This window comes from Gemmatimonas sp., from assembly GCF_044376735.1.
Classification (GTDB): domain Bacteria; phylum Gemmatimonadota; class Gemmatimonadetes; order Gemmatimonadales; family Gemmatimonadaceae; genus Gemmatimonas.
The window spans coordinates 1-10,730 of sequence record NZ_JBILKJ010000087.1 but is presented as its reverse complement, the minus strand read 5'-3'; the positions used below and the strand labels follow the sequence as shown (position 1 = coordinate 10,730).

Sequence of the window (10,730 nt, the reverse complement as noted above, 5' to 3'; positions counted from 1 at the left end):
CAAACCATTCGCAACTGGGTGTTTCAGGACGGCGCAGACCGTGGTGAGCGACCGGAGACGTTGACGACGGACGAGCGGGCAGAGCTGCAACGACTGCGTCGCGAGAATCGCCAATTGAAGGTCGAGCGCGACATCCTGGGAAAAGCGGCGGCCTGGTTCGCGCGAGAGTCGGGGACAATCCCGCCCGAGTCTTCGAGTTCGTGAGCGCGAATCAGGCCATGGCCCCGGTGGCCACGATGTGTCGGGCGTTGGGCGTATCCGAGAGTGGCTACTACGCGTGGCGGAAGCGCCCGCTCTCCCGTCGAGCGAAACGGGACCTCGAACTGACCATGGTCATTCGTGCCGCGCACGCGCGATCTGACGGCTCCTACGGCGCGCCACGCCTGCTCGGCGATCTGCGCGACGCCGGCCATCACGTGGGCCAGAAGCGTATCGCTCGCCTGCTGCGCGCCGAGGGCCTGCAGGGCATCTCCAAGCGGCGTGGGCCGACGCGGCCACGGCGTGAGACCCCGGAGGCCCCACCGGCCCCCGATCTCGTTAAACGGGCGTTTCGCGCGACCGCGCCGAATCAGCTCTGGGTCGCGGACATCACGTACGTCCCGACGATGGCGGGTTTTCTGTACCTCGCCGTCGTGCTCGATGTCTTCAGTCGGCGCATCGTGGGATGGTGCATGCGCGACACGCTGCATGCCGGTATCGTCCTTGACGCCTTGAATATGGCGGCGACGCAACGTCGCGCAACGGACGTGATTCATCACTCGGATCAAGGCTCGCAATATCGCGCGTTTGCGTTTGGGCAGCGCTGTAAACTTCTCGGCGTGCGGCCATCGATGGGCTCACGTGGCGATGCGTACGACAACGCCATGGCCGAGAGCTTCTTCGCCACACTCGAAGTCGAGTGCCTCGCGAGACATCGGTTTGCCACGCACACGGAAGCCCGACTCACGCTCTTCCGCTACATCGAAGGGTGGTACAACCCGCACCGTCGGCACTCCGCACTTGGTCAGCGGTCCCCGCTAGCCTTTGAGCAGGCGCACGCCGTACAATCCATCGCCGCTTAAAAACCCAACCCCACTGGCTCTACTGAAGCGGGTGAAGTTCAACGCAGGGATTTCACGCAGGCTAATTGGCGTTAGGCCGTCATTGAGGAACTACGATGAAGCTGCTTACCTGCTGTGCTTTCTTGGTTGTGGCAATGCCGGCGCTGGCGCAGCGCCGGGTGGTCGAAACCGGGTCGGCCTACCGCGCCGCCCCCCGCCTGCGCCTCGTTGAGACGTCTCGCTGGTGCCAGAGCGTCGACGCGCCCGGGTGCGACTTCAAGAACATTTCCGAAGCGATCGCCACCGAGGACGGGGGGCTCCTCGTCGCCGACTATCGGGGCCCCATCCGGCGATTCGATCGAAGCGGGGCGTTCACCCGTGAGCTCTCCAGAAAGGGCGCGGGGCCGGGGGAGTATCGCTACGTCCACTCGCTTCAGACAGCCGGTAATCAGGTGGCGTGGTATGATCCCGTGCTTCGTCGCGTAACGCGGATTTTGCTCGCGTCCGGTCAGCCCGGTGAGGCTACGGCGGTAAATCTGCCGATCGCGATTGCGGGATTTCACCTCATCAGTGGCGGCGACCTGGTTGCCTTCGAGGTGCCGGCAGCTGCGGTGCCGGGAGATACCGTGACCGCCGTCTTTCGCACCGTGACAAGAGCCGGCTCGTCGAAAGTGTTGGCCACCGTGCGTCACCCTAGCGCGTATGTCGCCGGAAGCCCGGTCCCGATGGCGCCGCCCCTATTCTCGCCGAACACGGTGGAGGACGTGGGGTGGAACGGAGACATCGCCCATTCCACGGCGCTTCGCTATGACATCAGCGTCTTTCCTTCCGCGGGATCCGCGTGGCGCTTGAAAGTTGACATCCCGGGGCGGCCCGTGCTACCGGCGGAGCGAGACTCTGCGATCGCCGAGGAGGTTCGTTCCAGCGAGGTGCGCAACGTCGCCGACTTGCCGCCGCACACCCAAGAGCGAATCCGGCGCGCCCGCGCGGCGTTTCCGCAGATCGAGACGCTGCGTGTCGTCCGCGACGGCACGGTGTGGATACGGCCGACGTCGGCGCGCGGCGCCACGGTGGCCCGTTGGGATGTCTTCTCGCGGGAGGGGCGCCGGATCGGCTTCGTGGAACTGCCCTTGAGCGCCACCATCAAAGATGGCACAGACCGCTGGATCCTTGCGTCTGTGCTGCAGGAGGATGATGTGCCGACGGTCGTTCGCTACGACGTGCTGCGGTGATGCGGCCTAACGGAGCGCTGCTGCAGACGGGGCCAACGTGGAAGGCGGCGTGCGCGCTGCGCGCGCTCGCCGCATCTTGTGATAGTGGCCCCGCTGCAGAGCGTGGGCGTTAGGCGACTTTCCCTCTCAACCGTAGCGCGACATCCATGCTTGCGTTGCTGGCAGCCCTGCTGGTCGCGCTGCCCCCCGGCTGCGGCACGTCCGCGCGCGACGGCACGCCCGATCACTATGTGTTCTTTCGGCGCGACCATGCCCGCGTGGCGGATACGAGCTTCCTCCAGCATCCACAGCTCGTCGGCGCCCAACTCACGTACACGTGGCGCGAGCTGGAGCCCACGCCGGATCAGTACGCGTTCGACGGCATCCGCGAACGGCTCACGTTCCTGACGGCGCACGGCAAGCGCCTGTTTCTGCAGTTGCAGGATGTTTCGTTCAGCGAAACGATGGTGACCCCGGACTACCTGCGGGCCGATACGGCGTATCACGGCGGGATCGCCCGAAAGTACGAGGCCGGCCCCGACGGGGTCGCGCGGTTCGACGGCTGGGTGGCCCGCCGGTGGGATCCGGCGGTGCGCGCTCGATATGTGCGGCTCCTCGCGGCCCTCGCCCACGAGTTCGACGGGCGCATTGAAGGCGTCGTGCTCGCGGAGACGTCGATCGGTTTCGACGATCCGGCGCAGGTGCCTTCAGGCTACACTCCCGATGTGTACGCCGCCGGCGTGCGAGATCTGCTGACGGCGGCGCGTGCTGCGTTTCAGCAGTCGTGCGTGGTGCTCTATGCCAACTTCATGCCGGGCGAAGCGCTTCCAGACCAAGACCGCGGCTTTCTGCGGGGCGTGCATACGCATGCAGCCGCGATCGGAGCGGGCGTCGGCGGGCCGGATGTGTTGCCGTACCGCCCGTTTCAGCGGAGCCATAGTCTCGCGCTCATCGCCCAGCGACCGCCCGGCGTGCTCGCGGCCATGGCCGTGCAAGATGGCAACCTTGGCGACCGAGACCGGCGCACGGGCCGTCGCATCACGGTCGCGGAGCTTACCGCCTACGCGGTCACGCCGCTCCGGCTTGACTATCTCTTCTGGGGCACCGAAGAACCGTACTTCACGGCGGAGGTCTTGCCGTTTCTCCGCACCCTGCCGCCCCGCTAGCCTGCGCGGATCCGACCGTGCCGCCTAACCTTGCATTGCTGCAGCCAAACGCTGGCAAGATCGGTGTGGCGACCGCGGGGCGTTCGCGATAGCGTCAGATGACGAAGCGAACGCCCCGCTTGCGTCCGTGCGGGCGTTTGCTGCAGAAGCCAGCGTTAGGCTGTTGCCATGGCCGTAACCCCGGCGGGTCACGGCGATCCTGCTGACGCCGGGGAACGTCGAGAGCTTCCCGATCGCGCTGTTCGACCGACTGTATGATCGCCCGGATGGCGGAGTCGGAGGGGAGTGTGCGAGGCGGCTGGGCCATCATCGGTCCTGGGAGCGAAACGAGAGCAAGAGCCGCGACGATATAGCACATGGTGGTTCGCGATTGCACGAAAGGGTCCGGCAGGACGCCCTCGTCATCACAGTGTGCAAGGTTCGCCACTCCGCAATTGCGGGTGTAGCTTCTGCGGCGCCGCTCGTCCTGACACGTCCCCCCAGGTCTACCGCTCATGCTCATTCCCCTACTTGCCGCCCTGCTCGTCAGCGCTCCCGACAGCACGCGTTGGATCGTGTCGAATCATGGGCGGGAGGCGGGCGATCTGGTCGTCACGACGCGCGGGGACTCGATAACCGCCCGCTGGGTCTTCACCGACCGTCAACGCGGTACACGACTCGAGACGCGTTACCGAGTCGGCGCGGGTGGGCAGCTCATCAGCGGCGAGTCCCGACCGGTGTTGGCTGATGGCGCGGCCGGCGAGGCAACCGAGCGCTTCACCGTGGTGGGCGATTCGGTACGCGTATCGGGGCCGGGTGGCGAGCGCCTCCTCAAGCGTGAGCCCGACGCCTGGCTCGCCCTGCAGGCCGAGACGCCGTGGGCGTTCGCGCGGCAGGTGAAGACGTTGCTCGCGACGAAAGATCGCCGCGGGCGCCTGCCCAACGGGACGGCGCTGCGGGTCGAGGTGGTCGCCGACACCGTGCTGCGTCGCGGTACCACGCGTCAACGCGCGCGCTTCGTCGTCCTCACGACCGGCACGCGCAACAACACGCCCGGCGTCTGGGTCGACGAGACCGGCGCGCTGCTCGCGACCGACGTTGCCTGGTTCATCACCGTGCGTCCCGATCTGGTGCCGCTGCTGCCCTCGTTGCGCGCCATCGAACTCCGCTGGCGCAATGCGGAGGCCGAGCGCGTCGCGAAGACGCTGGTGACGCCACACAGCGGTACGCTGGTCTTTCGCAACGGCAATGTCTTCGACGCCGAACAGGGCGTGATGGTGCCGCAGCAGACGGTGGTGGTGCGTGGCGATCGCATCGTCGCCCTGGGCCCTGCCTCGAGCACCGCGGCACCGGCCGGCGCGACGGTCATCGACGCCACCGGCAAGACGATCATGCCCGGCATGTGGGAGATGCACGCCCACGCGCAGGTGGGGACGCAGGGCGCGCTCGGCATCACGCAGCTTGCTCAAGGGCTCACCACGGCGCGCGACATGGCATCGGACATCGATGTGGCGGTGTCGCTGCGTGATCGTGAACGCGCCGGACGTCTGGCGACGCCACGCTACGTACTGGCGGGCTTCATCGAGGGGCCGCTCAAGTGGGCCGGTCCGACGGCCACGATCGTCAGCACCGAAGTCGAGGCGCGCGCGTGGGTCGCGCGCTACGACTCACTTGGCTATCGCCAGGTCAAGCTCTACAATGCGGTGCACCCCGATCTCGTGCCGACGATCGTCGCCGAAGCGCGCAAGCGCGGCATGCGAGTGAGCGGGCACATCCCGCGCGGCATGTCGATCGAAGCGGCGGTGGGCCTGGGTTACGACGAGATCCAACACGCCGCGTTTCTCTTCTCGAATTTCTTTCCCGACTCGCTCTACCTGCCGCAGATGCGGGCCTATTCCAACCTCGCCACGGCGGTGGCGCCGACGTTCGATGTGAACGGCGCCCCGATGACGCGACTGATCGACTTCCTCAAGGCACACAATACCGTCATCGACGGCACCTTCAATCTCTGGATCGGCGGCGGCGCGTCAGTGGTCGGTGCCGGTGGATCGACGAATCAGCAGCGTGCCGATTCCGCGTACATGCAGCTCATTCGCCGATTGCATGCGGCCGGCGTTCCGCTGGTGGCCGGAACGGACAACGCATCGAGCGTGACCTATCGCCGCGAACTCGAGATGTACGAGCTGGCCGGCATCCCCCGTGCGAAGATTCTGCAGATCGCGACGATCGACGCCGCGCGCATCATGAAGGACGATCGCGATTACGGCAGCCTTACCGTGGGCAAGGTGGCAGACCTGCTGGTGGTGAACGGTGACCCGACGCGGCAGATCAGCGAGCTCACCAAGCTCGAGACGGTCGTACGCGGTGGTCGACTGTACCCGATCGAGGCACTCCGCAAAGCCGGCGTCGGCGGAGCTCAGGGGATGGGCGCCGCCGACGGGGACGGACTGCACTGGCACTGAACGCTACCGATCACCTACCGGCAGAGCGACGACAGCGCGCGTGGCCTTCTCACCGCGCCATCGCCGAGGACCCAACCGGCCTTGCGCCACCAGCGTGAACTCCGAGCCGAACGCAGGAGCCGAGCTCCAGATGACGCCGGTCTCGCGCAGTGCCTAACGATGCTTGCTGCAGTCGGGCGAAGTGAATGCTCGCTTCGCTCGCGCCTTATTTGACCGCCCGCAGCAGAAGCCAGCGTTAGCAAGACGGAGCTCATGATGGCGAGAGTAATCGTGCTTAACGACAATCACGGAGTGATTCGATGAGTTGGGTCAAGATGCTATTGCTGGGCAACATTGGGCAGCAGCTCGACATTGAGGATGTCGAAAATGATGTCGTTCGCTTGCGTGCCCGATTGAGTTCCCAGCACACGACAGACCGAACGCAGGATGAAGCCCTGCTGACCCTGCGGCGTGAAATCACGGACCTAAAGCTCGTCGTCGGCGAGCTCACGCGACTGTTGGTCGCGGGCGGCACGCTCCCGGTTGAAGCAATCGAGCAGCTGGTCCGCGGCATCGATGCGAGTCCAACACCACCATCGGCGCCAAAGTAATAGTGTCCTTTCCGGGTGCGCACACGCGTCGGCTCATGCTGCGCGCAGCAAAGCAGCCTGCCTGCGCGCGTTCGCTACCGAGCAGATGGATTCGACTTGCGGCATTGTTGTGTTGGATCCGACCCTCATCACGAAAGCAATCGTGCACATGCCTGCTAACGTTGCTTGCTGCAGACGGGCGATGTGGTTGCTCGCTCCGCTCGCATTTGATTTGATTGCCCGCTGCAGAAGCTAGCGTTAGGTAGCCCTTCCACCGTTTTCTCATGCCTTTGCGTCGCCTAGTCGCCGTTACGCTCTGCGCGCTGGCTTCCCGGTCGACCGTCGGCCATGCACAGGTCCTCCGGGACAGCGCCGGCGTGCGACTTGTCACCTATCCGCGCAGCGCGAAGCCGCGCGCGGCGTGGAGCCTGAGCACAAAGCCGCTGCTTGAACTTGGTACGACCGACGACCCCGCAAGCGAGTTCGCCGGGGTTCGGGGCGTGGTACGGCTCCCGGATGGCGGAGTCGCTGTGGCGAACGGCGCGAGCAACGAGATCCGCGTCTTCTCGCGCGACGGGCGTTTCGTGCGCGCCTTGGGGCGGGCCGGAAACGGCCCGGGTGAGTTTCGGCGGATTACCCGACTACTGCGGCGTGGCGACACACTCGTCGGGGTCGACGGAGACTCGCGCGCTCAGGTGTTCGAGGCGTCCGGCCGATTGGTCCGAAGCCTGCGGCCCGCGCGTCGCGCGGGGAGTCGAGACCCGAAACGCGTCGGTCTGGGCGTAGGCCCAACATCGTACGTGCTCGTGACGGATGGCGCGCCGATGGCCGAGCGTGAGCGGCAAGTCATCTTCTATACGCTCACGGTCGCCGACGCGGCGGGCGACTCGCTGCTCCCACTCGTTACGATGCCAGGGTACCGCACCAGCCCGATCAACGGCACCCCCGCCCGCGAGCAGCTCGCGGCAGAAGGCGTGTTCGCCGCGTCTGATTCCACCGTGTGCGCCGGATATTCCGACCGGCTGATGATCACTTGCTACGGGCCAACGGGGCGCGCGCGCCTCCGCTTCAGCCGCGACATCGCGTCCCGCGCGATTCGCGAAGACGAACGCGCCATCGTACGTCAGGCGTATCTCGACGCCAATCGAGACGCCCCGCCGGCGGTACGTCAGCAAATGGCGACCGCAGTGCAGGCCTTCCCATTCGCGAGCACCGCACCCGCGTTCAGTCGTCTCATGCTCGGGCCCGACGGCGAGTTATGGATCGGTCCCTTCGATCCCGGCTTCGGTCTGCCGGGCCCCGCAGCGCCCGTTGTCCCAACGACGCCGCAAACGTGGAGCGTCTTCGCACCGGACGGTACGTGGCGAGCCGAGGTGTCGCTCCCGCGGCGGTTTGTTCCGTTCGAATTCGGGCGTGATTACGTGGCCGGTGTCACATTCGATGCCGATGATGTCGAACGCGTGGTCGTATGGGGCCTGCGTCGGTAGGGCGCCGTCGTCCTACGTCACGCTGCAGGGGGCCTTGGCGCTAGGGTCCGCATGGCAATCCCCAGGCGAATCCCGTATCCCGGCGATCGAAGCGGCGGTATTTTATTGAGGATCTCCCTTCCGAGTGTAACCATGGGCCAGACTGTCGAGTTGATGGATCGCATCACCGTGAACCCGGATCAGTGCGGGGGCCGCCCGTGTATTCGAGGCCTGCGCATTCGGGTCAGCGACGTGCTCGACTTGCTGGCCGTCGGACTGACGGCCGAGCAGGTCGTCGAGGAGTTACCCGATCTGGAACGCGAAGACATCGCGGCGTGCCTGCGCTTTGCAAGTCGCCGGCTCGGGCATCCCGTGCTCGCCGCCTAGATCGTGCGGATTTGGGTTGATGCACAACTGTCGCCCGCGCTGGCGCGTTGGCTGCGCGATGAACTCGCTGTTGATGCCGTCGCCGTGCGGGAGCTTGGACTTCAAGCAGCGGAAGATCCAGAGATCTTTGCGCGGGCACGGAGTCAGGACGGTACCGTCGTACTGACAAAGGATAGTGATTTTGTCGAGCTGGTGACGCGCCTCGGACCGCCGCCGCAAATCGTGTGGCTCACCTGCGGTAACACCAGCAATGCGTATCTCCGGGATGTTTTTCGCGAGTCGTGGTTGCGTGTCGAAAGCCTGCTTGCAGCGGGTGAGGCACTCGTGGAGATTGGCGGGCGCTCTACCTAACGATGCGTTGCAGCAGACGGGCGATCTTTGGAAGCTCGCTGCGCTCGCATTCTGTTTCGTTCGCCCGCGGCTGAACTTTGGCGTTAGACCTCCAAGGACGGTCTTGTCCGCCGGCCAGTCCCGCGACACCTTCCAAGTATGTCCTCGCCGATTCTAGACTTCAGTCACCTGACGCCCGACGAGCGTATCGAGCTCGCGGAGCAGCTCTGGGACAGCCTGCCCGTTTCTGAGCAGCAGCCGACTGAGCCCGTCCTCGACGAGCTACGCCGCCGCCGCGCTGCGCTCGAGGCTGACGGGGATCCGGGCGAGCCGTGGGACTTGGTCGTGAAAGAGATCGGTGAGCGCGGCGCGTGACGCCGCGCTTGTTCGTTCGGCGCGAGGCGCGCGCAGAAATGGCGGAGGCGTTTCAGTGGTACGAAGCGCGAAGTATCGGACTCGGACATGAATTCCTACGGGTCGTCTCGGTCGCATTCACGTCGATCCAGCGTGCACCGGAGCAGTATGCGATCGCTGTTGACGATATTCGCACGGTGCCGCTTCGCCGATTCCCGTACGTGGTGTACTTCGTGAGCACTACTCGAGGCATATCGGTGATTGCGGTCATTCACAGCCGACGTCATCCACGCCGTTGGCAGTCGCGGCGCTGAGGTCTAACGAACCGTTGCTGCTGGCAGCGCGCGGCAGTGTGCGGCAGGCGGTCGCCGTGCTGGCGCACGTCGCCCGTCCGGCCGCACTTTGTTGGATGCGCTGCAGCAGAACGCTGAGGCGTTATGCGGCCTCGCCGACAGCTACTCACCATGCCGTGGTAGCGGCGCCGCCACTGTCCGCAGCTCCGTTGTCCTGCGGTGCGCATGGATATTGTCCACGTCGGACACGCCCCGGTGTCGGAACGGTTCCCGGGCTCGGTGGAGACCCCTCAGCTGCGGCAGTGGGCGGCGATGTCGCGGGCGGAGTCGCGGCTGACGTCGGGGCACACGATCGGGAAGATCTCGGTGCCGTGCATCGTGCCCATCGACTGCCGGCAGCGCGCCGGGACACCCGCCCGCAGCAACAGCCGGTAGAAGGCGATGCCCTCGTCGCGCAACGGGTCGCACTCGTTGACGAGGATCACCGTCGGCGGCAACCCCCGCACGTCGTCCTCGGTCGCGAAGCGCGGCCACGCCAGCGGATCTCCGGCCTCGTACGCCTCGATCCCGTAGCCCATCCGAGCGCGGTTGTGATGGAGTTCGAGCAGGATGCCGTTGTTCTCCGTCGACGACGGGTACTCCGGCAGCGGCCACTCGCCGGCGATGTACGGGCACAGCGAGTAGAGGCCCTGGATCAGCCCGACGTCTCCGTCGCGCAGCAGCTTCATGCCGGTGGCGAGCGTGAGGTTGCCGCCGCCACTCTCGCCGGCGACGATGACGCGAGACGTGTCGATGCCGAGCGACGCCGCGTTCGCGTGGACCCACTTCAGACCGGACACGCAGTCGTTCAGGCCACCCGGGTACGGCGCCACCTCCGGTACCTCCGACGGGACGATCGCGTTGCGGAACTCGACCATCGCCACCACCACGCCCTCGTGGGCGATCATCTTCCCCCACGCCCGGTAGTTGCCGTCGAAGCACGACAGCGACTCCATGCCCCCGCCATGGATGTAGTACACGCACGGCAACACCTCGTCACCCTCGGGACGGATGACGTTGACCAGGATCGTGTTGCCGTCGGGCTGCGAGATCAGCTCGTGGCGCGTGATGCTGAGGCCGGACTGGCGCACGATCCGTTCGGTGTCGCAGGCCTCCATCGCCAGCTTGCGCGCCGCGTTGTAGCGGGCGATGTGATCGCTCTTCGCCTGCTCGAGCATCTGCTCGCGCGACCCGACGTCGCGCGGCACGACCTGCTTGATCGTCGACAGCATCGCCTTCACACGCGGGTCGAGACGGGGATCAGCAGCGACGTCGTACGGCATGGGCCGAAGGGGATAGGAATTTCAATCGGGGCGGGTCGACTATCGGTCGAGTATAGGGCGAGATCACCGACCGCGTAAGCACCGACTGGCGGGCGGCGGCGTGCCCACTGACGTGTTCGTGCGACTCGAGGGCCGTGGGAACGGCGGTGAC

11 protein-coding genes are annotated in these 10,730 nt (G+C 66.0%); 10 read left to right on the top strand and 1 reads right to left on the bottom strand.

The window, feature by feature from the left end:
- The 10 genes from ACIRA7_RS11565 to ACIRA7_RS11520 all read left to right on the top strand — a co-directional run.
- A partial coding sequence (locus tag ACIRA7_RS11565) for a transposase (protein WP_396220996.1) occupies positions 1–204 on the top strand: 204 nt, incomplete at its 5' end.
- Positions 201–1,061, top strand: coding sequence for an IS3 family transposase (locus ACIRA7_RS11560; protein ID WP_396220995.1), 861 nt, complete (start codon positions 201–203; stop codon positions 1,059–1,061). The genes ACIRA7_RS11565 and ACIRA7_RS11560, both read left to right, overlap by 4 nt.
- A gap of 95 nt (positions 1,062–1,156) precedes the next feature.
- Positions 1,157–2,272 (top strand): hypothetical protein, encoded by a 1,116-nt coding sequence (locus ACIRA7_RS11555; protein WP_396220994.1) that lies wholly within the window; start codon positions 1,157–1,159, stop codon positions 2,270–2,272.
- Between the two features lie 146 nt (positions 2,273–2,418).
- Positions 2,419–3,417, top strand: coding sequence for a hypothetical protein (locus tag ACIRA7_RS11550; RefSeq protein ID WP_396220993.1), 999 nt, complete (start codon positions 2,419–2,421; stop codon positions 3,415–3,417).
- Positions 3,418–3,911: 494 nt separating this feature from the next.
- A complete protein-coding gene (locus ACIRA7_RS11545) occupies positions 3,912–5,858 on the top strand; it encodes an amidohydrolase family protein (RefSeq protein ID WP_396220992.1) in 1,947 nt (648 codons plus the stop codon).
- Between the two features lie 299 nt (positions 5,859–6,157).
- A complete protein-coding gene (locus ACIRA7_RS11540) occupies positions 6,158–6,448 on the top strand; it encodes a hypothetical protein (RefSeq protein ID WP_396220991.1) in 291 nt (96 codons plus the stop codon).
- A gap of 356 nt (positions 6,449–6,804) precedes the next feature.
- Positions 6,805–7,914, top strand: coding sequence for a 6-bladed beta-propeller (locus ACIRA7_RS11535; RefSeq protein WP_396220990.1), 1,110 nt, complete (start codon positions 6,805–6,807; stop codon positions 7,912–7,914).
- 132 nt (positions 7,915–8,046) lie between these two features.
- The gene (locus ACIRA7_RS11530) at positions 8,047–8,280 is read left to right on the top strand and encodes a DUF433 domain-containing protein (RefSeq protein WP_396220989.1); all 234 of its coding nucleotides are present in this window, start codon (positions 8,047–8,049) and stop codon (positions 8,278–8,280) included.
- 3 nt (positions 8,281–8,283) lie between these two features.
- A complete protein-coding gene (locus ACIRA7_RS11525) occupies positions 8,284–8,631 on the top strand; it encodes a DUF5615 family PIN-like protein (RefSeq protein ID WP_396220988.1) in 348 nt (115 codons plus the stop codon).
- Between the two features lie 138 nt (positions 8,632–8,769).
- Positions 8,770–8,985, top strand: a complete 216-nt coding sequence (locus ACIRA7_RS11520; protein WP_396220987.1) for an addiction module protein — start codon at positions 8,770–8,772, stop codon at positions 8,983–8,985.
- Positions 8,986–9,547: 562 nt separating this feature from the next.
- Here the strand turns inward: ACIRA7_RS11520 and ACIRA7_RS11515 are convergent.
- Positions 9,548–10,579 carry an alpha/beta hydrolase gene (locus ACIRA7_RS11515; RefSeq protein WP_396220986.1) on the bottom strand — a complete coding sequence of 344 codons (1,032 nt, stop codon included), beginning with the start codon at positions 10,577–10,579 and terminating at the stop codon, positions 9,548–9,550.
- Positions 10,580–10,730: the final 151 nt, after the last annotated feature.

Bases quoted from the DNA above. Each gene is read 5' to 3' on its own strand.
- ACIRA7_RS11555 (WP_396220994.1), top strand. From the start codon at position 1,157: ATGAAGCTGCTTACCTGCTGTGCTTTCTTGGTTGTGGCAATGCCGGCG.
- ACIRA7_RS11520 (WP_396220987.1), top strand. From the start codon at position 8,770: ATGTCCTCGCCGATTCTAGACTTCAGTCACCTGACGCCCGACGAGCGT.
- ACIRA7_RS11530 (WP_396220989.1), top strand. From the start codon at position 8,047: ATGGGCCAGACTGTCGAGTTGATGGATCGCATCACCGTGAACCCGGAT.
- ACIRA7_RS11515 (WP_396220986.1), bottom strand. From the start codon at position 10,579: ATGCCGTACGACGTCGCTGCTGATCCCCGTCTCGACCCGCGTGTGAAG.
- ACIRA7_RS11540 (WP_396220991.1), top strand. From the start codon at position 6,158: ATGAGTTGGGTCAAGATGCTATTGCTGGGCAACATTGGGCAGCAGCTC.
- ACIRA7_RS11545 (WP_396220992.1), top strand. From the start codon at position 3,912: ATGCTCATTCCCCTACTTGCCGCCCTGCTCGTCAGCGCTCCCGACAGC.
- ACIRA7_RS11550 (WP_396220993.1), top strand. From the start codon at position 2,419: ATGCTTGCGTTGCTGGCAGCCCTGCTGGTCGCGCTGCCCCCCGGCTGC.